The 20,532-nt window shown below is 70.0% G+C and carries 18 protein-coding genes and 2 pseudogenes; 9 read left to right on the plus strand and 11 right to left on the minus strand.

Annotated features, from left to right (window positions below; all coding sequences use genetic code 11):
- Positions 1-214: 214 nt before the first annotated feature.
- The 4 genes and pseudogenes from BKD30_RS00275 to BKD30_RS00290 all read left to right on the plus strand — a co-directional run.
- A pseudogene (locus tag BKD30_RS00275) lies at positions 215-532 on the plus strand (IS982 family transposase); the annotation flags it as partial.
- Between the two features lie 57 nt (positions 533-589).
- A complete protein-coding gene (locus BKD30_RS00280; RefSeq protein WP_076700410.1) occupies positions 590-1,927 on the plus strand; it encodes an MFS transporter in 1,338 nt (445 codons plus the stop codon).
- Between the two features lie 36 nt (positions 1,928-1,963).
- Positions 1,964-3,509, plus strand: a pseudogene (locus BKD30_RS00285) (acyl-CoA synthetase).
- A gap of 213 nt (positions 3,510-3,722) precedes the next feature.
- Positions 3,723-4,670, plus strand: a complete 948-nt coding sequence (locus BKD30_RS00290; RefSeq protein WP_076700414.1) for a spermidine synthase — start codon at positions 3,723-3,725, stop codon at positions 4,668-4,670.
- A 12-nt stretch (positions 4,671-4,682) separates the two neighbouring features.
- Here BKD30_RS00290 and BKD30_RS00295 read toward each other — a convergent pair whose 3' ends face one another.
- From BKD30_RS00295 to BKD30_RS15690, 4 genes are all read right to left on the minus strand, one after another.
- Complete coding sequence (locus tag BKD30_RS00295) at positions 4,683-5,273, minus strand: YdeI/OmpD-associated family protein (protein ID WP_076700418.1); 591 nt, start codon at positions 5,271-5,273, stop codon at positions 4,683-4,685.
- 189 nt (positions 5,274-5,462) lie between these two features.
- The gene (locus tag BKD30_RS00300; RefSeq protein WP_083955868.1) at positions 5,463-6,233 is read right to left on the minus strand and encodes a class F sortase; all 771 of its coding nucleotides are present in this window, start codon (positions 6,231-6,233) and stop codon (positions 5,463-5,465) included.
- Between the two features lie 14 nt (positions 6,234-6,247).
- Entirely contained in the window at positions 6,248-7,060 is an 813-nt protein-coding gene (locus tag BKD30_RS00305; RefSeq protein WP_076700422.1) for a hypothetical protein, read from the minus strand.
- A 110-nt stretch (positions 7,061-7,170) separates the two neighbouring features.
- Positions 7,171-7,785 carry a hypothetical protein gene (locus BKD30_RS15690; protein ID WP_143587991.1) on the minus strand — a complete coding sequence of 205 codons (615 nt, stop codon included), beginning with the start codon at positions 7,783-7,785 and terminating at the stop codon, positions 7,171-7,173.
- A 149-nt stretch (positions 7,786-7,934) separates the two neighbouring features.
- Here BKD30_RS15690 and BKD30_RS00320 point away from each other — a divergent pair, with 149 nt between their 5' ends.
- Positions 7,935-9,311 (plus strand): NAD-dependent succinate-semialdehyde dehydrogenase, encoded by a 1,377-nt coding sequence (locus BKD30_RS00320; protein WP_076700433.1) that lies wholly within the window; start codon positions 7,935-7,937, stop codon positions 9,309-9,311.
- Between the two features lie 12 nt (positions 9,312-9,323).
- Here the strand turns inward: BKD30_RS00320 and BKD30_RS00325 are convergent, their stop codons facing one another.
- Both BKD30_RS00325 and BKD30_RS00330 read right to left on the minus strand, forming a co-directional pair.
- On the minus strand, positions 9,324-9,983 hold the full coding sequence (locus BKD30_RS00325) for a hypothetical protein (RefSeq protein ID WP_076700437.1): 660 nt from the start codon (positions 9,981-9,983) through the stop codon (positions 9,324-9,326).
- Between the two features lie 44 nt (positions 9,984-10,027).
- Positions 10,028-10,315, minus strand: a complete 288-nt coding sequence (locus tag BKD30_RS00330) for an acylphosphatase (protein ID WP_076700441.1) — start codon at positions 10,313-10,315, stop codon at positions 10,028-10,030.
- Positions 10,316-10,706: 391 nt separating this feature from the next.
- Between BKD30_RS00330 and BKD30_RS00335 the strand changes: the two genes are divergently transcribed.
- Positions 10,707-11,618 carry a serine protein kinase RIO gene (locus BKD30_RS00335; RefSeq protein WP_076700445.1) on the plus strand — a complete coding sequence of 304 codons (912 nt, stop codon included), beginning with the start codon at positions 10,707-10,709 and terminating at the stop codon, positions 11,616-11,618.
- A gap of 172 nt (positions 11,619-11,790) precedes the next feature.
- Here the strand turns inward: BKD30_RS00335 and BKD30_RS00340 are convergent, their stop codons facing one another.
- The 5 genes from BKD30_RS00340 to BKD30_RS00360 form a co-directional block, all read right to left on the minus strand.
- Positions 11,791-12,357, minus strand: coding sequence for a type 1 glutamine amidotransferase domain-containing protein (locus tag BKD30_RS00340; RefSeq protein ID WP_076700449.1), 567 nt, complete (start codon positions 12,355-12,357; stop codon positions 11,791-11,793).
- Positions 12,358-12,526: 169 nt separating this feature from the next.
- Positions 12,527-13,366, minus strand: a complete 840-nt coding sequence (locus BKD30_RS00345) for a carbohydrate ABC transporter permease (RefSeq protein ID WP_076700452.1) — start codon at positions 13,364-13,366, stop codon at positions 12,527-12,529.
- Positions 13,359-14,336: a carbohydrate ABC transporter permease gene (locus tag BKD30_RS00350; RefSeq protein WP_076700456.1), complete on the minus strand. Its 978-nt coding sequence runs from the start codon at positions 14,334-14,336 to the stop codon at positions 13,359-13,361. Before BKD30_RS00350 ends, BKD30_RS00345 begins: the two co-directional genes overlap by 8 nt.
- 71 nt (positions 14,337-14,407) lie before the next feature.
- Positions 14,408-15,727, minus strand: coding sequence for an ABC transporter substrate-binding protein (locus BKD30_RS00355; RefSeq protein ID WP_076700460.1), 1,320 nt, complete (start codon positions 15,725-15,727; stop codon positions 14,408-14,410).
- A gap of 163 nt (positions 15,728-15,890) precedes the next feature.
- On the minus strand, positions 15,891-17,159 hold the full coding sequence (locus BKD30_RS00360; protein ID WP_083955869.1) for an ROK family transcriptional regulator: 1,269 nt from the start codon (positions 17,157-17,159) through the stop codon (positions 15,891-15,893).
- 160 nt (positions 17,160-17,319) lie between these two features.
- Between BKD30_RS00360 and BKD30_RS00365 the strand changes: the two genes are divergently transcribed.
- The 3 genes from BKD30_RS00365 to BKD30_RS00375 are packed head-to-tail and all read left to right on the plus strand — an operon-like array spanning position 17,320 to position 20,497.
- Entirely contained in the window at positions 17,320-18,093 is a 774-nt protein-coding gene (locus tag BKD30_RS00365) for a sugar phosphate isomerase/epimerase family protein (protein WP_076700468.1), read from the plus strand.
- A complete protein-coding gene (locus BKD30_RS00370) occupies positions 18,090-19,286 on the plus strand; it encodes a Gfo/Idh/MocA family protein (protein WP_083955870.1) in 1,197 nt (398 codons plus the stop codon). The genes BKD30_RS00365 and BKD30_RS00370 overlap by 4 nt, the downstream gene beginning before the upstream one ends.
- 2 nt (positions 19,287-19,288) lie before the next feature.
- Complete coding sequence (locus tag BKD30_RS00375; RefSeq protein ID WP_173892973.1) at positions 19,289-20,497, plus strand: Gfo/Idh/MocA family protein; 1,209 nt, start codon at positions 19,289-19,291, stop codon at positions 20,495-20,497.
- Positions 20,498-20,532: the final 35 nt, after the last annotated feature.

Raw genomic sequence — 20,532 nt, forward strand, 5'->3', positions numbered from 1 at the left:
ATCGCGCGGCCATCATTCACAACCAAATCTACCGCGTTGGCCTTGTACTCGTCAGTGAAGCTACGTCTCGTCGATCCCATAGCCGGTTCCCTTCATTTCTCGGGAACCCGCCCATCAAACCCTGTGTCCACCAGAGTGGGAACGGTCCAAACGCACCGTGCTCCTGGACGTGCTCGCCACCGACCAGGATCTGGCCGCCCGGCCCCGACAGTTGCTGATCGGCGACAAGAACTATCACGGTCGCGAGTTCGAGACCGCCCTGACCAGTGCCGGGATCGAACTGCTCCGCCCGGCCCGCAAAGGTGAGCGACCCCGGCCCGGCGCCCAGTTCTTCAGACCACTACGCCAGATCATCGAGTCCGTCTTCGACACCTTCAAAGGCCAACTCGATCTCGAGCACCACGGCGGACACACCACCACCGGTGTGCTCGTGCGCGTCCTGCAACGCATCCTCGCACTGACCGCGGCCATCTGGCACAACGACCGAACCGGACAACCCGTCAGACGATCCCTCACCGCCTACGACCACTGACCCCTTGGAATAGGTCATCTAGTTCACCACCCCGTCCCTCCCGAGCCCGGAGTACCCATGAGCAACGATGCTCCCACCACCCCGCCCGTCGCCTCGATCGCGTCCGACCGCCGCGAAGTGAGTCGGGTCCTGCTGTCCAGCTACCTGGGCAGCACCGTCGAGTTCTACGACTTCCTGCTTTACGCCACCGCCTCGTCGCTCGTTTTCGGCGCCGTGTTCTTCGCAAACCTGGACCCGCTGACCGCGACCATCGCCTCCTTCGGCACGTTCGCCGCCGGCTACCTGGCCCGGCCGCTCGGCGGCTTGGTCTTCGGTCACTTCGGCGATCGGCTCGGCCGCAAGAAGATGCTCGTCCTGACCATGACTCTGATGGGCGTCGGGTCCACCCTGATCGGCCTCATCCCGACCCCGGCCGTGATCGGGGGGCTGGCGCCGATCCTGCTCATCCTGCTGCGCGTGTGCCAGGGCATCGCGGTCGGCGGCGAGTGGGGCGGGGCGGCGCTGATGGCCCTGGAGCACTCCGCGGAGGGCAGGCGCGGGTTCGCGGCGTCCTTCGCCAACGCCGGCGCTCCCTCGGGCGCGGTGCTCGGCACGCTGATCATGGGCATCTTCGCCGCCCTACCATCGGACCAGTTCCTGGCCTGGGGTTGGCGGATTCCCTTCCTGTTCTCCCTCGTGCTGCTCGCCGTCGGCCTGTACGTCCGATCCCGCATCTCCGAGAGCCCGGTGTTCAAGGCTGCCCTCGCCATGGCCGAGCGGAACCAGGCCGAGCGCCCCGCCATTCCGCTGCTCTCCGTGCTGCGCCGTCCGAAGGCGCTCATCCTCACGGCCCTCGGCGCCGCCGCCGGCTTCGCCTTCCAGGTCACCCTGGCCACTTTCGCCATCACCTACGCGGTGGCCGCCGGCGCCGAGCGACAAGCCACCCTGTTCGCGTTCTCCGCCGCCTCGTTCATTAGCATCTTCGTGGTGATCGGGGCCGGCCGGCTCTCGGACCGGGTGGGCCGGAAGCCGATGATCATCGCCGGGCTGGTGCTGTTCATCCTCTACCTGTTCCCGATGTTCGCGCTGTTCGGGTCCCGGAGCCCGTGGCTGATCTTCCTCGGCTTCACCATCGGCCTGATCCTGCACTCGTGCATGTTCGGTCCGCTCGCCGCGTTCATCTCCGAGCAGTTCGGCACCGCCTCCCGCTACACCGGCGCCTCGGGCGGTTACCAGCTGGCCACCCTGCTCGGTGCCGGCTTCACGCCCGGCATCCTCGCGTCCCTCTACGCGTCCAGCCAGCGCTCGATCGTGCCCGTGGTCGTCTTCCTCGCCGTCGTCGGTGTCGTAAGCCTGCTGGCGGTGCTGCTCACCCGCGAGGGCCGCGACCTGAACCTGACCACCGTCGAGCACTGATCCCTCCCCTGCAGCTCTCTGTCGAAAGGAGTTCCCGTGCTGAATAACGGCCTCGGATCCTGGCCGCACCGGCGGCTGCCCAAGTCGGCCGGGCGCACCGCGCTGGTGTGCCGGGGCCGGACGATCAGTTACGACGAGCTCGCCGAGCGCGTCGACCGGCTGGCCGCCGTGCTCCGTGCGCACGGCGTCCGGCCGGGTGACCGGGTGGCCTATCTCGGTGAGAACCACCCGGCGTTCCTCGAGACGCTGTTCGCCACCGGCGGGTGCGGGGCGATCTTCGTGCCGTTGAACACACGGCTGGCCGCCCCCGAACTGCGGTTCGCCTTCACCGACAGCGGTGCGACCGTCCTCGTCCACGCGTCCTCGCTCACCGGTCTCGCCGTGGCCGGCAGCGCGGACACGGCGGTGGCCCTGCGGGTGCGGGTGGACGACGGACCCGACCCGCGGTTCACCGGTACGGTCCCGGCCCAGGACGTCGACCTCGAGGAAGCACTCGCTGCGACGGACCCGGTCTGGATCGATCTGCCGGTCACACACGAGGATCCGGCCCTGATCCTCTACACGTCCGGCACCACGGGGCGGCCGAAGGGCGCCGTGCTCACCCACGGCAACGTGACGTGGAACTGCCTGAACGTGCTGGTGGACTTCGATCTCTCCTCGACCGACGTGTCCCTGATGATCTCCCCGTTGTTCCACGTCGCGGCGCTGGACATGGGCGCGCTGCCGACCCTGCTCAAGGGCGGCACCCTGGTCCTCGAGCCCCGGTTCGATCCGGGGGAGGCGCTGCGGCTGATCGAGGAGTACCGGGCGACGGCGATCTCGGGGGTCCCCACCACGTATCAGATGCTGGCCGAGCACCCGGACTGGGCGACCCGGGACATCTCGTCGCTGAGCAAGCTCACGTGCGGGGGGTCGGCCGTCCCGCACCGGGTGCTGGCAGCGTACGAGGAACGCGGGCTCGCCTTCACCATGGGGTACGGCATGACGGAGACGGCGCCGGGCGCCACCACCTTGCCGGTCCGCTACTCGGCGGAGAAAGCCGGGTCCGGGGGACTGCCGCACTTCTTCACCGACGCCCGGATCGCCGACCCTGCCGGTGACGCACTGGCTGCCGGGCAGACGGGCGAGATCCAGATCTGCGGCCCCAACGTCATCAGCGCGTACTGGCAGCGGCCCGACGCCACGGAGCAGTCCTTCGAGGAGGGCGGCTGGTTCCGGTCCGGGGACATGGGTCACCTGGACGAGGACGGCTTCCTGTTCATCTCGGACCGGCTCAAGGACATGATCATCTCGGGCGGGGAGAACATCTACCCCGCCGAGATCGAACAGATCATCGCCCAGCTCGACCCGGTCGCCGCCGTCGCCGTCATCGGCGTCCCGGACGAGAGGTGGGGGGGAGGTCGGCCGAGCGGTCATCACGGTGCGCGAGGGGGCGACGTTGACGGCCGACGAGGTGCTGGCACACCTGGACGGCCGACTCGCGCGGTACAAGATCCCGAAATCGGTGGTGTTCGCCGACGAGATGCCGCGCACCGCGAGCGGAAAGATCCGCAAGGCCGACCTGCGCAAGCAGTTCGGCTGACGCGTCGGCCGCTCCGACGACCCCACCCGCGCCGAGAGTACGGCTACTGCACCCATCCGGGCACCATGACGACAATGTCCGCACACTCGGCATCCCGGCCGCCGCCGAGTGTGCGTGTACCGCACTCATCCGGGTCCCTTGACGACATCGTCCGCACACTCGACGTAAGAAGCTGCCGATCCTCGGCCTCGGCCGACGTGCCAGACTGAGCCCGTGGCCGAACGGAAGAACCCGCCGTCGATCCGTCTGCCCCTGTCCGGGACGGTGGCCTCGATCGAGCCCGACGGCTGGGGCGGCGACGGACACGTACTGTTCCTCGGCGGCGCCGAGCAGTCGCACGTCGACCTGACCGACCAGACGCGGATCGTCTACGAGTACCTGTACCGGATCAGCAACGTCATCGACGCGCTACCGGCCGGCCCGATCCGGGCCATCCACCTGGGCGCCGGCGCGATGACCCTGGCCCGCTACATCGCCGTCACGCGCCCGGGCTCGCCGCAGGTCGCCGTCGATATCGAGGGGGGACTGCTCTCGTTCGTCGAGACGCACCTGCCCCTGCCGGAGGACACCGTCCTGCAGCGGATCGGGGACGACGCCCGGATCGCCGCCGGATTCGCGGCGCACCTGCTCGGCGGTCGTGTCGACGTCGTCGTCCTGGACGTCTTCGCCGACGCCGACGCTCCGGCGCACCTGACCACGACCGGCTTCTACCGGGAACTCGCAGCTCTGCTCGACGACGGCGGCGTCCTGGCCGTCAACGTGGGCGACGACCCGCCCCTGACGTTCTTCCGCGGCCAGGCCGCCGCCCTGCTCGAGGTGTTCGACGGCGCCCTGGCCCTCGCCGAGGCCCCGATGTTCAGCGGCCGGCACGCGGGCAACCTCGTGCTCATCGCCTCCCGCCGGCCGCTGACGCGCGACTGGCTCGACGCCGTCGTGGCGGGGGGCCCGCATCCGGCGGCCGGTCTGGACCGGGACGAGCTCGCTGCATTCGCCGCGGGGGTACCGGCACCGTCGGACGACCCCGACCAGCGGTGGCTGGCGGCGAACGCGGAGCGCCGTCGTCGTCTCCGTCGGCTGACGCACGGGCTCGACCCCGACGTCCCGGCCCCGGACCTCGACGAGGAGGACCCCGGGCCGCTACCGGGACCGACGGCCGGCTAGTCGATCGTCCGGTCAGTAGAGCGTCTCGCCGCGGGCGAGCATCGCCACGAACTGCTTGATCCGGCGTGCCCGCGTCGCCTCCCGCTTGGCGTTCTGGATCCGGAAGTACAGCGCGTACCGGTTCTGGCTCGACAAGGTCGCGTAGAACGCCGCGGCCTCGGGGTTCGCGGCGAGCGCGGCGAGGAAGTCCGGATGGGGTTGGGCAACCTTCGGCCCGGCGTAGGCGGCGTCCCAGCGCCCGTCCGCCCGGGCCCGTTCCACCTCTGCGAGGCCGCGCGGCGTCATCGTCCCGGCCCCGATCATTGCCTCGACAGCGGTGCGGTTGCGTACCGACCACATGCTGCGGGACCGGCGTGGGGTGAAGCGCTGCAGGTAGTAGGTCTCGTCCAGGCCGCGGGCCTGCCCGTCGATCCAGCCGTACTGCAGCGCGACCTCGAGGGCCTCGGCGTAGGTGATCGTCAGCACGCTCGGGTCCTTCTTCACCGCACCCTTCTTCGCGAAGACGAGCCAGACGCCGGCGTCGTCGTCCTGGTGCTCATCCACCCACGCCCGCCAGGCAGCCGGCGTCGTGAAGCGCAGGCGTGGGGCGTCGACAGTGGCCATCAGTGCTCCTCGGGGCGGACGGGTGCTCGGTGTCACGGCCGGTGAGGTCGAACCTCCGGGGGCCGTGAACCGGGCACACACCACTGTGCCCCGGCCTCTTGCGCGGGGCAAGAACACCGGGCAAGCGGACGGGGCGCAGGGCCTGCGGTCGCGAACGAGCCCGATGCCGGGCGGGGCACGCGCGGGTGGTCAGCGGCTGCCGACCAGGTGCGCGTAGACGATCGTGTTGTCCTCGAACCGGCCGCTGGCGGCCTGGTAGTTGCCACACGTGATCAACCGGATCTCGGCGCGTGCCGTATTCCCGTACACCTCGAGGGTGGGAAACGCGTCCTTCCGCACGGTCTGCAGCCGATCGACCTGGAACAATGCCACCCGCCCGTCGGAGCGGGTGACGGTGAACCGCTGGCCCGGCTTCATCTCGTTCAGGCGGTAGAACACGCCTTCCGGGATGGTGGTCGTGTTGACGTGGCCGAGGATCACCGACGGGCCCTGCTGGCCGGGGCTGGGTGAGTACTCGTACCAGCCGGCCGGGGATCCGGCCTCCCCGGGGGGCACCGCGACGGTGCCGTCGGCCTGACGGCCCAACGTCATCAGGTCGGTTGCCACACCGATCTCCGGTATCTCCAGCCGGGTCGGCCGGGAAGCGGGCAGGACCGGGCCGCTGGGCTTGAGCTTCTGGGGCGCCTGGGTCGCGGCCGGCGTGGGCGACGTCGGTCCCGTGGTGGCGGTCGATGTCGGTTTCGATGCCGGTGCCGGTGCCGAGGACGACGACGGGGCGGACGAAGGTGTTGGGGTGCCGCTGGCACCGGGGCGGCTGATGCCGACGCTCGCGCTCGCTTCGGCACCGTTCGCGGCGGGGCCGGCGCACCCCGAGAGGGCGACGCTCGCCAGCCCGAGGGTGAGCACGGCACCCGCCGCGAACCGGGAGACCGGTCCGCGGCGGCTGCGTGTGTCACTCATGACGATCGGAACCGTCAGCCCTGGGCCCGGTCACGGGCCGCACGACGCCGGTTCAGGCCGAACGCGGTGGCGCCGCCGGCCACGAGCACGCCACCGGCGGCCGCCAGCACGCCGGGGGTGGCGTCCGTCCCGGTCGACGTGGTGGACACCTGAGCGGCAGGCTTGACGCCGGTCTCCGGAGCGCCGTTGGGCATGGCAGCCATCTGCGAGGCGGTGAGCGTACCGCACAGCGCCGGCGAGGTGGCAGCCAGCGGCAGCGACGGGACGATGTCACTCTTGGCCTTGGCCGCGGCCGGCGACAGCGTGGCCGGGTCCAGACCGTGCACCACGACCGACGCCTTGCCGCCCTTGAGCGCATCGGCCGTTTCCGCGCTGAGCGTGAAGGTGCGCTTGTAGTTGATCGTCGACCCGCTCGGAGCCAGCTGCAGGTTCGTGGCCGCGGCCGGTGACGTGTCCCCGCTCAAGGTCAAGGTCTGGGCGATCTTGCCGTAGTGCGGCATACCCTCGGTGACACTGACGACTCCGTCGCCGTTCTTGTCGGCCGACGCGCTCGGGCACATGCCCATGGCGCCGATGTGGATGTGCTGCACGTGCGGGTAGGGCTTGCCGTTGAACGACTGCGGCAGGCCCGTGACGTTCTCGGTGACGGTCGCCTGGTCGCCCGAGACCGAGACCCAGACGCTGCCGCTTGCCGAGCTGCCGTTGAGAGCACCCAGCTGGGTCTGGTAGACGGTGGCGTCGCCCTGAGCCTGGGCGGGTGCGGCGGCGAGGGCCAGGGCGCTCAGCGCCAGGGCCGGGGCCGCGAGCAGTGCGGAGGTGCGCTTCATGTTGATTCTCCCATGACTAAGAGCAACCGACGGGTGTCGGTGCCTGTGATCCAACTGACAACGGGTATTCGGAGTCGCGCGGTTCCCGGATTGGATGCCTGCGATACCGGTCAGAACGAGTCGTGCTGCCAGCAGGCGATGACGACGCTGGCGATGCTGTACGCGTCCTGTGCGCGCTGCCCCGTGGGGCGGTCCGTCAGCTGGCGGGCGTCGACGGTGAGCGTCATACCGTCCTTGAGGAAGAGCACCACGCCGTCGTCCGTGCTGGCGCCGGGCAGGCCGAAGTTGGTGAGCCCGTCGATGGTGGTGATGCCGGGGTATCGGGACCGTTGCTGGTCGTACCAGGTACGCTCGCCGCCCTTCGGCGGCTGTTTCACGGTGATCACCAAGGCACCGCCGACGGCGGGGTAACGGCAGGTGAACAAGCGGTCGTTCCAGCTGGAAGTGCGCGCCGTATCGCCGATCAACGCGCTGACCTTGGCCAGCACCCGCTTGTCCGTACAGATCATGCTGATCCGCGCGGACGGGACCGCGTCGCTGCCGGCCGTCGAGGACGCTGACGGAGAGCCGGACGACGCCGGGGAGGACGACGCCGGGGCCGACGCCGGGGACGACGACGCGGTGGCCGACAGGCCGGGGGACGGCGGTGGCGTGGCGGCCGGCGGGCCGGCGCACCCGGCGAGTGCGATCACCCCGACGGCGAGAACGAAACCGGTACGGCGCATGATCGACTCCTGCAGACGGTAGCGGGCGGATCGAGGGGACACGACGTGTTCGGCGCCGGGAGCCCCGGCGGATTGGCCCGCGCGGCCCACGATTCCGCTACCGGCGAGGTCGGCCGCACCGGCCACCGGGCGATGTCTAGGGTGGGAGCATGACTGCGTACACCACCGTCAATCCCGCCACCGGCGAGACCCTGCGCGAGTTCGACGAACTGACCGCCGACGGCGCGGCGGACGTGCTCGACCGCTCACACCGCGCTTTCCTCTCGTGGCGCCGGACTCCGCTCGAGGTGCGCACCCGAGTGCTCGCCCGGGTCGCCGAGCTCTACGCCGAGCGCCGGCAGGAGCTGTCCGAGCTGACCACCCTGGAGATGGGTAAGCCCGTCCGCCAGAGCGGCTACGAGATGGACATCTGCAAGGACATCTTCGCGTACTACGCCGACAACGGCCCCTCGTTCCTCGCGGACGAGGAACTCGACGTCGCACGGGGCGGCCGGGCGGTCGTCCGCAAGGAGGCGATCGGCCCCCTGATCGGCATCATGCCGTGGAACTTCCCGCACTACCAGGTCGCCCGGTTCGTCGCGCCGAACCTGATGCTCGGCAACACGATCATCCTCAAGCACGCGCCGAACTGCCCGCAGAACGCCCTGGCGATGGAGCAGATCTTCCGGGAGGCCGGCCTACCCGCCGACGCCTACATCAACGTGTTCGCCACCAACGACCAGATCGCCGACATGATCGCCGACCCCCGGGTGCAGGGCGTGTCCCTGACCGGCTCGGAGCGGGCCGGCTCGGCGGTGGCGGAGGTCGCGGGCCGGAACCTGAAGAAGGTCGTGCTCGAGCTCGGCGGATCGGACCCATTCATCGTGCTGGACGCGCCGGACCTGGACGCCACCGTCAAACAGGCCGCCGGCGCCCGGCTGGTCAACGGCGGGCAGGCGTGCAACGCCGCCAAGCGGTTCATCGTGCTGGAGGACGTCTACGACGACTTCGTCGAGAAGCTGTCGGCCTCGCTGGGCGCCGTCACCCCCGGTGACCCGACCAACCCGAAGACGTTCGTCGGCCCGCTCTCGTCCACGAACGCGGTGGACACGCTGATGGGGCAGATCGACGACGCCGTCGCCAAGGGGGCCAACGTGCACACGGGCGGCAAACGCATCGACGCCGCGGGGGCGTGGGTGCAGCCGACCGTGCTCACCGGCGTGACACCGCAGATGCGCGCCTACACCGAAGAACTGTTCGGTCCGGCCGCGATCGTCTACAAGGTGGCCTCCGCCGACGAGGCGGTGGAGTTGGCGAACGCGTCGCCCTACGGACTGTCCGGGTCCGTGTGGAGCGGCGACGCCGACAAGGCCGCCGAGGTCGCCGACCGGCTCGACGTCGGCATGGCGTTCGTCAACGAGCACGGCACCACCGCGGCGGACCTGCCGTTCGGCGGCGTGAAGCGGTCCGGTGTCGGCCGGGAGCTGGCGCAGTACGGGATGGACGAGTTCGTGAACAAGAAGCTGGTGCGCATCACGCGCCGCTGATCGGGTACCCGCTCACTCGCCCAGGGCGCGCCGCTCCGCCTCCGCGAACACCTGCTCGAGCCGGGTGACCGCCGCCTCGTAGCGGGTCGGCCCGGCGGGATCAGCTCCCGGGCCCACGGCCGCGGCCCGCGCGTCCTGCGCCTGGCGCATCGCCCGCACCACCGCGGCGGCCGCCGGCTGCGTCATGTCGGTCATCTGGGGATAGTCGATCTGCAGCCCGGGGTCGGTCTCGTAGGCGAGCCAGCGGGCGACGACGGCGTCGTGCCGGGCGGTCAGCGAATCCAGTCGCGAGGTCGCGGCGTCGATCGCCCGTTGCCGGACCTGCTGCCGGGTGGCCCGCAACAGGTATGTGCCGGCGACCATGATGGCGACGAAGGCCGCGACGGCGAGCAGGATCCCCGCCCGGCCGACGATGGCCGCCCCGAGGGCCGCCACGGCGATGACCCCCGCGATACCGGCGAAACCGGTCCAGAACGCGGCGTCGGGTTCGATCACGTCCGCATCGGTGCCCCGGCCGGCGGCTCGTGCCGTCCGGTCACCGGACGCCGCGCGATCGACCCGTCCGGCCCGGTCACCCCCCTTGAGCAGCGCCGCCGAACTGTAGGTGGCGATCCCGGCGATCAGCAGCACGCCGATCACCACGACGAGTAGCGTGATGGCCATCGGTCCCATCGGGGGTTCCTCTCACGGTCTGTCGGTCGGAACGGGCACGGACGTCAGCTGACGGTGAAGCCGTTGAACTGCCCGGTGGCGTCGGAGAACTCACTCCGCACGTGCTCGACGGTGCCGGGCGTCCGACCCGAGGTGAGCCGGTGCAGCAGGTCCTCGCAGGCGGCCCGGCCACCTTCGACGACGACCCGCACCGTGCCGTCCGCACGGTTGCTTGCCGACCCGCTCAACGCGAGCCCGCTGGCCTGCTCCATCGCCCAGTACCGGAAGCCGACCCCCTGCACCATGCCGCTGATCACGGCCGTGAGGCGGGACGGGTCGCTGTTCACGCCCATACGTCCAGCGTAGCCACGACACTGCTACCGCGGCAGGGTCGGCGGGTGGAGTGGCGTGGTCAGATCCGCTGCTCACACCGGAACCCCAACAAGGCGGTTGCTGTTCGGGCTGGCGCACCAGAGCCCGAGCAAGGGGCCGACTGTCCGGGCTGGTGTGCGAGTCACGTCGAGCCCGGGTGACGGTTCGCGTGCTCGTCGAGCCCTTGTCGCCCTCACCGGGCGGTGGCAGACTGACGGCGGCGCCGTCCCCGTGGCGAGCGCCCCACCGGGACCGACACCGCGTTCCCGGGTACCGGGTTCGCAGGAGAGGAGGACGTGATGACCCGTATCGACCGTGGCCGGACCGCCGGCCCCGCCCGTCCGCATCCCTGCCTCTCCTGGAGTCCTCCCGATGTCCTGGTCCTCTGACCCGAACGCCCCTTCCGATCTCCACCACTTCGCCGGCCTGGTCCTGACCTTCGACCATGCGGGGCCCTCCGACTCGTTCGACGACGCCGGTGCCCCAACCTTGTTGTCCGGCCAGCGCTGGTCCACCTTCAACGACGTCGAACGCGGTTGCCGCGGCCCGGACCCGCGCCCCGACTGGGTGGTCGAGGAAGCCGCTGCCGTCGACACCGAACTCGGCGTGCTCAAGACCGGCAAGGAAGCCGACGTCTTCCTGCTCGAGCGGGCCACCACCGCGGCGTCGTGCCTGCTCGCGGCCAAGCGCTACCGGTCCACCGAGCACCGCCAGTTCCACCGCAGCACCCTCTACACCGAAGGCCGGACCACCCGCCGATCCCGTGACGCCCGGGCGCTGGAGTCGGGCTCCTCGTTCGGCCGCACCGTGGCGGCCACCCAGTGGGCGGGTGCCGAGTGGGCGGCCCTGCGGCTGCTGCACGGCGAGGGCCTGCCCGTGCCCTATCCCGTCCAGCTCGACGGGACCGAGCTGCTGCTCGAGTTCATCGCCGACCCCGACGACGCCTCGGGGCTCACCGCAGCCCCGCGCCTTCACCAGGCGCCCGTGCCCGACGACGACGGCGTCGACATCCTGTGGGACTGGTGGCACCAGACCGGCGACGTGCTGCTCGCCTTCGCCCGCCTGAATCTGGCGCACGGAGATCTCTCGCCCTACAACGTGCTGGCCGCCGGGCGCCGGCTCGTCGTCATCGACGTCCCGCAGATCGTCGACACGGTGTCCAACCCGCGAGGGCCGGAATTGCTCGCTCGGGACTGCCTGACCATGGGGCGTTGGTTCGTCGGCCGTGGCCTGCCCGTCGACCCGGAGGAACTGGCCACGTCGGTCCTCACCGAGCTGCGGTAACAGTTCGTGAGAGCCCGCCGAGTGTGCGACTGACGCACCGAAGCGTCCGGCGTTGTCGAGCGGTCAGGGCAACATCGGCACACTCGACCGAAGCGCGATCCCTCCGGATCCGACCGGGAAACGGCTCAGGGACGGTGCCGTACCGGCACCGTCCCTGCCCGCGTGCGGTGGATCAGGCGTGCTGTTCCGGGTGCTGGCCCTCGGCGGCCTCCTCGACGACCTTGGCGCTGAACGCGTCGAGGTCGCCGGGGTTCCGGCTGGTGGTCAGGCCTGCGTCGACGACGACCGTCTCGTCCACCCAGGTCGCGCCGGCGTTGCGCAGATCGGTCTGCAGCGAGGGGTAGGAGGTCATCGTCCGGCCGTCGACCACGCCGGCCTCGATCAGCAGCCACGGGCCGTGGCAGATCGAGGCGACCGGTTTGTGCGCATCGAAGAACGCCTTGGCGAATGCCACGGCGGCCTTCTCCGTGCGCAGGTGGTCGGCGTTGACGACGCCGCCGGGAATCACCAGCGAGGCATAGTCCTCGGGCTTCGCGTCGGCGAGTTTGACGTCGACGTCGAAGGTGTCACCCTCCTCGGTGTCCCCGTTCATGCCCTGCACAGTGTCGCCCTTCGGGGAAATCAACACCGGCGTACCGCCGGCATCCTTCACCGCCTGCCAGGGGTGCGTCAGTTCCGCCTGCTCCACGCCGTCGGTGAGCAGGAACGCGATCTTCTTGCCGTCGAGCGTCTGTGCCATTGTGTGGTCCTTCCGTCGATCTGCCGTTTCCGGGCCGACGGCCGATCCGGCCCGGGATCTTCCCGGTGCTCGGGATCGCCGTCCGCACCATCGACAGCCTACTTAGCGTCCGGGCTGGCGGCCAGCCGCGTTCACTGGATGCCGAATCCGGCTGCTCGGCAGCACCGCCCTACTTCACCGCACCCGCGGTCAGACCGGCCACGAAGCTGCGTTGCAGGAGCAGGAAGCCGACCACCACGGGGATCGACACGACCAGGGACGCGGCCATGATCTGGTTCCAGTACACATTCGTCTGCGTCGAGTACAGCTGCAGGCCCACCGCCAGGGTGCGGTTCACGTCCGTCGTCATCACCGACGCGAACAGCACTTCCCCCCACGACGTCATGAAGCTGTAGATCGCGACGGCGACCAGCCCGGGTCGGGCCGCCGGCAGCACCACGGTCAGAAGCGCCTTCATCGGCCCGCACCCGTCCACCAGGGCCGCCTCGTCGAGGTCCCGCGGGATGCCGTCGAAGTATCCGGCGAGCATCCAGATGGAGAACGGCAGCGAGAACGTCAGGTACGTGATGATCAACCCGGTGCGGGTGCCCACCAGCTGGATGCCGAACAGGGTGTTGATGTTGACGAAGATGAGGAACAAGGGCAGCAGGAAAAGCACGCCCGGGAACATCTGCGTGGACAGGACCGTCGTGGAGAACACCGTCCGGCCGCGGAACCGGTACCGCGAGATGGCGTAGGCGGCGAAGATCGCGATGATCAGGCTGAGCACCGTGGCGACGCCGGCGACGATGACGCTGTTGACGAAGTAGCTGGCCAGCGGCACGGTCTCCCACATGTCGACGAAGGGCGCGAACGTCACCGTCGTCGGCCACCAGGTGAACGCGCCCTGCACGTCGGAGAGCGGCTTCATCGCCGAGGTGATCATGACGTACACCGGCACCACGGTGAACACGGTCAGCACCGCGATGACGACGATCCGGAAGACTCGGGCTCCCGTGGTTTCACGCATCTTTCGACCTCCGGTTCAGCACCAGCAGGTAGATGCCGGTGACCACGAGCAGGAACAGGAGCAGCAGGACGGACATCGCCGCTCCGGAACCGAAGTTCCAGGTCAGGAACGAGGCGTTGTAGATGTGGAACGAGATCAGGTCACCGGCCGGGGGCTGGGCATTGCCGAAGAGCACGAACGGGGTGTTGAAGTCGTTGAACGTCCACAGGAACATCACCAGGACCAGGACCAGGTTGACGGGGCGCAGCATCGGCAGAGTGATGGAACTCCACTGCCGGAACGGCCGGGCGCCGTCCACGGCGGAGGCCTCGTACACATCCTGGGGGATCGACTGCAGACCGGCCATCAGCATGAGGAACGCGAACGGCCAGAGCCGCCAGACGGTGACGACGACGATGGCGACGAAGGCGTTGTCGCCGATCAGCCAGAACGGCTTGTCCCCCCCGAGACCGAGGTTGTCGTACAGGAAGTAGTTCACCGCGCCGGTGTCCTTCTGCAGCATGAACTTCCAGGCGATGATGCCGGCGTACATGGGCAGCGCGTAGGGCACGAGGAAGAGGGTGCGGAAGAGTCCGCGGCCCCGGAAGGGGCGCTGCAGCGCGACGGCGGCGGCCATGCCGAGCAGCCATGCGATGCCGACCACGAGCACGGTGAAGGCGATGGTGATGCCGAAGGAACGGAGCAGACCCGCTCCCACGGCACCGTTGAAGTCCAGGGCCACGGCGTAGTTCTGCACGCCGACGAACGGGGCACGGCCCCAGTTGGCGATGAACGCCTTGACCAGGCGGAGGAAGCTCATCCAGATTCCGGTGACCATGGGGATCACATGGATGACGAGTTCGAAGACGACGGCCGGGGCCAGCAGTGCGTAGGGCAACCACCAGCCGGGGCGCCGGCGACGGCGTCCGGTGGGCACCGCGGGTGGAGTGGTGGGACTGGGGGTGCTGGCGCGCAACGCGGTCGTGGACACGCGGGCTCCCTTCTCGATGGGGCGGGCGGGCGAGGGTGGGCCCGGCGCGATTCGCCGAGCCCACCGTCACGTCATCCGGCCGCGGCGACCTGCTGCTGGGCGGTCTCCATGGCGCTTCTGATCTCGTCCGTGCTCACCGTGCCGCCGGAGGCGATCTTGGCGAACATGTTGTTCATCGCCTTGCCGACCGTGTTCTCGAACTGGTCCTCGGCGGGCACCAGCGGCAGCGGCTTCGACTTGGTCGTGTAGATGTCGACGAACGTCTTCGCTTCCTCGGCGTTGTCGGTGAAGTTCGGCGTCACGCCCTTGAGCACGGGCAGCGCGGTGAACTTCTTGTCCAGAGCGCTCTGCGTCTCCGGGCTGGTCATGAACTTGACGAACTTCAGTGCGGCGTCCTTGTTCTTCGTGTTCCCGAAGACGGAAAGGTTGATCCCGGCGACGTGGCTCGCGGTCTTGTCCGGGCTGTCCGCCGGCGCCGGGAAGGGCACCACACCGTACTCGCTGGACTTCATGCCGTTCGCCTGGATGCTGTTGTCGGCGTTGTTCTGGTTGATGATCATCGCGACCTTGTTGGTGGCGAAGTCGTTGACCGCCTTGGTGCCGTTGTCGTACTGCGCGTTGGAGACGTTGGCGACCTTGTCGGTCTGCATCAGGTCCAGGTAGCGCTTGATGCCGTTGACCACGCCGTCCGAGGCGAAGGTCGGCTTGCCGTCCTGGTCGAAGAGCTCGGCCCCGTTCTGCGCGGCGTTGATGAACGCGAAGTGGACGTTCTCCGTGTAGCTGCCGGCGGCGAGCGCGAAGCCGTAGGTCTTGCCGTTGGTCAGTTTCTTCGCCGCGGTCACCATTTCCTCCCAGGTGGTGGGCGGCTGCAGACCGGCCTTGGCGAACATCGCCTTGTTGTAGTACAGGCCGTAGGCCAGCCCGTACAGCGGCACCGAGGTCGGGTCCTGACCGGCAGCGCCGCCGGTGTCCAGTGCCGTCTTGACGAACTTGTCCTTGCCGCCGATGGCGTCCATGGCGGACTGGTCGAACGGCATGAAGGCGCCGGTGGACTGCAGGGAGGCGGCCCAGGTGTTGCCGATGTTCACGACGTCGGGCGCCTGCCCTGAGGTCACGGCCGTCTGGATCCGCGTCTGCAGGTCGTTCCAGCCGATCACCTCCAGGTTGACCTTGATGCCGGTCTGCTCGGTGAACTTCTGCAGTTGCGGGGTGAGCACCTCCTTGTCGTTGTCCAGGCTGGTGCCCTGGTTGGAGGCCCAGTAGGTGAGGGTGCCACCGCTGGCACCGCTGCTGCCGCTGTTGGCGGAGTTGCTGCCGCTACCGCCACACGCGGTGGTGGTCAGAGCGAGCGCGGTGATCACGGCGCTCGCAGCGAGGATTCGAAGTTTCACTGCGGGACTTCCTTGTCTGTGTCGCAGGCGTCGGTGTCGTCACCGGCCGCGGCCAGGAATGTGGCCTGGGCAACAACGTAGACGTACTAACGACGAGCGTCAATCAAAAGTTCGCAGCTTCTTGTTCGATCTCCTCGCACGAACCCTCCGAAGTCGGTGGAGGTCAGGCCACGTCGGCGAGGAGGGCACCGATGCGGTCCGGGGAGAGCACGTGGTCGATGATCATCCGGCTGGCGCCGAGCACACCGGCTCGGTCACCGGCCATCGACTGGACGATGCGCAGCCGCGCCGTCGCCAGCGGCAGGGACCGCTGGTAGACCATCTCCCGCACGCCGGCCAGCAGGTACTCGCCGGCCGCGGAGAGGCCGCCGCCGATCACGATCACCGACGGGTTGAGCAGGTTGACGCAGGTGGCGAGCACCTCACCGATGTCGCGGCCGGCCTGGCGGACGGCCTGCACGGCCTCGAGGCTGCCACGCCGCACCAGCTCCAGCACGTCGTCGCCCGTCTCGGCGGGCACACCGGCCGCGGCCAGGGCGGCGGCCACGGCGGGGCCGGAGGCCAGTGCCTCCAGACAGCCGACGTTCCCGCACCGGCACAGGACGCCCTCGCCGCGGGCCAGCCGGACGTGCCCGATGTCGCCGGCGGTGCCGTCCGCGCCGCGCTGCAGCAGACCGCGGCCGACGATGCCGGCGCCGATGCCGGTGGCGACCTTGATGAAGAGCAGGTTCTCCTCGACGGGCCAGAAACCCGCCCGCTCCCCCAGCGCCATGATGTTGACGTCGTTGTCGACGAGGACGTCCAGTTCCTTGCCTCGGCCGAAGGCCCGCTGCACATAGGCCGGCACGTCGAAGCCGTCCCAGCCGGGCATGATCGGCGGGTTCGCGGGCCGACCGGTGGAGTGCTCCACCGGACCGGGCAGCCCGATGCCGATGCCGGCCAGCTCGCGCGGGTCCCGGCCGGCCCGGGTGAGCAGGTTCCGGGCCTGTTCGACGACGAGGTCCAGAACGGCAACGGGACCGACGGACACCTCGATCGCGGCGCGCGATTCGTCCAGCACCCGGCCACCGAGGTCGGTCAGGGCGATCAGCACGTGCGTGGCGCCGACATCGACGGCCACCACGACCCGGGAGGAGGCGGAGAAGGCGAACCGGGACGGGGGCCGCCCGCCGGAGGAGAGGGCTTCCCCGGCGGGGCCGATCAGCCCGCAGGACATCAGCGCGTCGATGCGCGTGGCGATGGTGGACCGGGCGAGCCCGGTGATCTCGGCGAGCTCAGCGCGGGTCCGGGCGCGCCCGTCCCGCAGCACCTGGAACAGCTCCCCGGCGCGCAGTGCGCTGCCGGCCGGGGCGGGAGGAGGGGCGGTACCCGGCACGGTGTTCGATGGGAGAACGACGCCCCCGGGCACCGGCGGCGCGGAGGGCGACGACATGCCCCAGTGATAGCACGTCGCACTTCTGCCTGTCACATGGTCCAGGACGGCTGCTTCATCACAACTTTTGCTTGACCATCGTCAGAAGCTGCCTTAGGTTCGATGAAGAGTTCCCGCCGGGTCGCGATCCCCGCGCACCCGATCATCGCCAGGAGGCACCGTGCGTTATGCCCTGCAGTTGTACACCGTCCGCGACGCCCTCACGGCCGATCTGCCGGGCACCGTCGCCCGCGTCGCCGAGATCGGATACACCGCCGTCGAGCCCTACAATTTCGTCGCCACCGTGGACCAGCTCGAGGCCGCGCTGCGTGAGCACGGCCTGGTCGCCCCGTCCGGCCACGCGCCGCTGCTGGGGGCGGACCAGGAGGAGATCTTCGGGGCCGCGAAGCAGCTCGGTATCGAGACCGTGATCGACCCGCACGTCGACCGTGCGTGCTGGCAGAACGCGAAGGACATCGCCCGCACCGCGGAGGCGCTGAACGCCGCCGCCGCGGCCGGCGCGAAGCACGGCATCCGCGTCGGCTACCACAACCACGAGTTCGAGCTGCAGTCCCGGATCGACGGCCGTTCCGGCCTCGAGGTGCTCGTCGACCACCTGGACGACGCCGTCGTGCTGGAGGTGGACACCTACTGGGCCGCCGTCGGCGGCGAGGACCCCGTCGAGCTGCTGCGCCGGCTCGGGGACCGGGTTCGGTTCATCCACATCAAGGACGGCCCGCTGACCACCGAGGACAAGGACCAGGTGGCCGTCGGCAGCGGGGCCATGCCGATCCGCGACGTGCTCGCCGCCGGCTCGTCCGTCGAGACCGCCGTCGTCGAGCTCGACGATTTCACCGGCGACATCTTCACCGCCGTGGCCGACAGCCTGACCTACCTCACGTCCGCGGACGACACGAGTTCCGCCACCGAGACCGCGAACGGAGCGACCCGATGAGCGAGCAGATCAGCACCGGCGCCACCATCCCCGATCCTGTGAAGCCGGAGCTGCGCACACCGGCCCCGGACGCGTCCGCCGCGGTCGACGCCGGTCGTTCCGGCCCCGTGGGCGTCGCCATCGTCGGCGCCGGCGTGATCAGCAAGGAGTACCTGGGCAACCTCACCCGGTTCCCGGACGTGCGGGTGCTCATGGTCGCCGACCTGTTCCCGGAGGTCGCCGCCGCCCGCGCCGCCGAGTTCGGGATCCCGGCGTCGGGCACGGTGGAGGAGGCACTGGCCCACCCCGACGTCGAGATCGTGATCAACCTGACCATCCCGGCCGCGCACGTCGAGGTGGCCACCGCCGCGGTCGAGGCCGGCAAGCACGTCTGGAGTGAGAAGCCGTTCTCCCTGGACCGCGAGAGCGGGCTGGGTCTGCTCAAGGCCGCCGACGCGGCGGGGGTGCGACTCGGCTGCGCCCCCGACACGTTCCTGGGCGCGGGCCTGCAGACCGCGCTGCGCACGGTGGCCCGCGGCGACATCGGCACCCCGCTGACGGCGCTGACGCTGATGCAGTCCCCCGGCCCCGAGTCGTGGCACCCGAACCCGGCGTTCCTGTTCCAGGCCGGCGCCGGCCCCCTCTTCGACATCGGCCCCTACTACCTGACCACGCTGGTGCAGACGTTCGGCCCCATCGCGAAGGTGGGGGCGTTCGGCTCCCAGTCCCGGGCCTCCCGGGTGATCGGCTCGGGCCCGAAGGCCGGTGAGTCCTTCGACGTCACCGTCCCCACCCACGTCAGTGCCATCGCCCAGTTCGAGGGCGGCGAGTCGTCGCAGAGCATCTTCAGCTTCGACTCGCCGAAGCAGAACGTCGGGGTCGTGGAGATCACCGGCTCGGAGGCGACCATCGCGTTCCCGGATCCGAACATGTTCGACGGGGACATCGTGCTGACCCGGCGGGGCGCCGAACCTGAGGTGATCCCGGCGGTGGGGTCGACGTCGTCACGCGGGACCGGCGTGCTCGAGATGGCGCGCGCCATCCGGGCCGGGGTGCCGCACCGGGCGCAGGGCGAGGCCGCCTACCACGTGCTCGACGCCATGGTCTCGATCGCGGAGTCCATCGAGACGGGATCGTTCATCTCGCTGGAGAGCACCGCGGTCGCCGCGGAACCGCTGCCGGAGGACTTCGACCCGACCGCGAAGACCCTCTGACCATGTCCGCGGACGCCTCTGGCCCGTCGTCCCGCCCGTCGCCTGGCCCGTCGTCCCGCCCGATTTCTCGCCAGCGCTCTCGCCCGTTGGGTGTGGCCACCGTCGGCTACGCCTTCATGGGCAAAGCCCATTCGCAGGCGTGGCGCAGCGTGGCCAGCTACTTCGACGTGCCCGCATTCGAACGGCGCGTACTGGTCGGTCGGGACGCCGACGCCGTCACCGCGGCGGCCGCCCGGTACGGCTGGGCGGACGCGGTGACCGACTGGCGCACCCTGCTGGACCGGGACGACATCGACATCGTCGACATCTGCACCCCCGGGTGGCTGCACGCGGAGATGGCCTGCGCGTTCCTCGAGGCCGGCAAGCACGTGCTGGTCGAGAAGCCGCTGGCGAACTCCATGGCGGAGTCTGCGGCCATGGTCACCACCGCGGAGCAGGCGGCGACCCGCGGCGTCCGGTCGATGGTCGGGTTCAACTACCGGCGGGTGCCCGCGCTCGCCCTGGCCCGGGACCTGATCGCGCAGGGGCGGCTCGGTGTCATCCGGCAGGTGCGGGTGAGCTACCTGCAGGACTGGCTGGCCGACGCGACCGCCCCGATGACCTGGCGGCTCCGCAAGGAGACCGCCGGCTCCGGGGCCCTCGGCGACATCGCCTCCCACGCCGTGGACCAGGTGCAGTTCCTGCTCGGTGACACGATCACCGACGTCTCCGGCCGGCTGCACACGTTCGTCCCGACCCGGGACGGGGCCGACGGCCCCGAGCCGGTGACCGTCGACGACGCCGCGTGGGCAACGCTCAGCCTCGCCGGCGGCGCCGTCGCCAGCGTCGAGGTCTCCCGGGTCGCCCTCGGGCGGAAGAACGCCCTGACCATCGAGGTGTACGGCAGCGAGGGCAGCCTCGCGTTCGACCTGGAGCGGCTGAACGAGCTGACCTTCTTCGACGGGACGGCGTCCCCGGCCACCCAGGGCTCGGCCCGGGTGCTCGTCACCGAGCCGGGCCACCCGTATCTGGACGCGTGGTGGCCGCCTGGCCACACCATCGGGTGGGAGCACACGTTCACCCACCAGATCCGTGACTTCCTCACCGCCATCGACTCCGGCGTCGCGCCCAGCCCGTCGTTCGCCGAGGGACTGGGCGTTCAACGGGTGCTCGCCGCGGTGCAGGAGTCCGCGGCGGCGAAGAGTTCGATCGTCACCGTGGGCAGCGTCTGAGCTCCTTCCTTCTTCCCCTCTCCCCCCACTCCGAC

It is taken from the genome of Tersicoccus phoenicis (assembly GCF_001968835.1).
In the GTDB taxonomy this organism is placed as follows: domain Bacteria; phylum Actinomycetota; class Actinomycetes; order Actinomycetales; family Micrococcaceae; genus Tersicoccus; species Tersicoccus phoenicis.

What these genes read in the sequence shown, in the direction of transcription:
- BKD30_RS15690 (WP_143587991.1), bottom strand. Translation starts at nt 7,785, where the DNA reads ATGCGCCGTACCGGTTTCGTTCTCGCCGTCGGGGTGATCGCACTCGCC.
- BKD30_RS00305 (WP_076700422.1), bottom strand. Translation starts at nt 7,060, where the DNA reads ATGAAGCGCACCTCCGCACTGCTCGCGGCCCCGGCCCTGGCGCTGAGC.
- BKD30_RS00375 (WP_173892973.1), top strand. Translation starts at nt 19,289, where the DNA reads ATGTCCGCGGACGCCTCTGGCCCGTCGTCCCGCCCGTCGCCTGGCCCG.
- BKD30_RS00330 (WP_076700441.1), bottom strand. Translation starts at nt 10,315, where the DNA reads ATGGGCGTGAACAGCGACCCGTCCCGCCTCACGGCCGTGATCAGCGGC.
- BKD30_RS00360 (WP_083955869.1), bottom strand. Translation starts at nt 17,159, where the DNA reads ATGTCGTCGCCCTCCGCGCCGCCGGTGCCCGGGGGCGTCGTTCTCCCA.
- BKD30_RS00325 (WP_076700437.1), bottom strand. Translation starts at nt 9,983, where the DNA reads ATGGGACCGATGGCCATCACGCTACTCGTCGTGGTGATCGGCGTGCTG.
- BKD30_RS00320 (WP_076700433.1), top strand. Translation starts at nt 7,935, where the DNA reads ATGACTGCGTACACCACCGTCAATCCCGCCACCGGCGAGACCCTGCGC.
- BKD30_RS00280 (WP_076700410.1), top strand. Translation starts at nt 590, where the DNA reads ATGAGCAACGATGCTCCCACCACCCCGCCCGTCGCCTCGATCGCGTCC.
- BKD30_RS00335 (WP_076700445.1), top strand. Translation starts at nt 10,707, where the DNA reads ATGTCCTGGTCCTCTGACCCGAACGCCCCTTCCGATCTCCACCACTTC.
- BKD30_RS00295 (WP_076700418.1), bottom strand. Translation starts at nt 5,273, where the DNA reads ATGGCCACTGTCGACGCCCCACGCCTGCGCTTCACGACGCCGGCTGCC.
- BKD30_RS00300 (WP_083955868.1), bottom strand. Translation starts at nt 6,233, where the DNA reads ATGAGTGACACACGCAGCCGCCGCGGACCGGTCTCCCGGTTCGCGGCG.
- BKD30_RS00340 (WP_076700449.1), bottom strand. Translation starts at nt 12,357, where the DNA reads ATGGCACAGACGCTCGACGGCAAGAAGATCGCGTTCCTGCTCACCGAC.
- BKD30_RS00345 (WP_076700452.1), bottom strand. Translation starts at nt 13,366, where the DNA reads ATGCGTGAAACCACGGGAGCCCGAGTCTTCCGGATCGTCGTCATCGCG.
- BKD30_RS00370 (WP_083955870.1), top strand. Translation starts at nt 18,090, where the DNA reads ATGAGCGAGCAGATCAGCACCGGCGCCACCATCCCCGATCCTGTGAAG.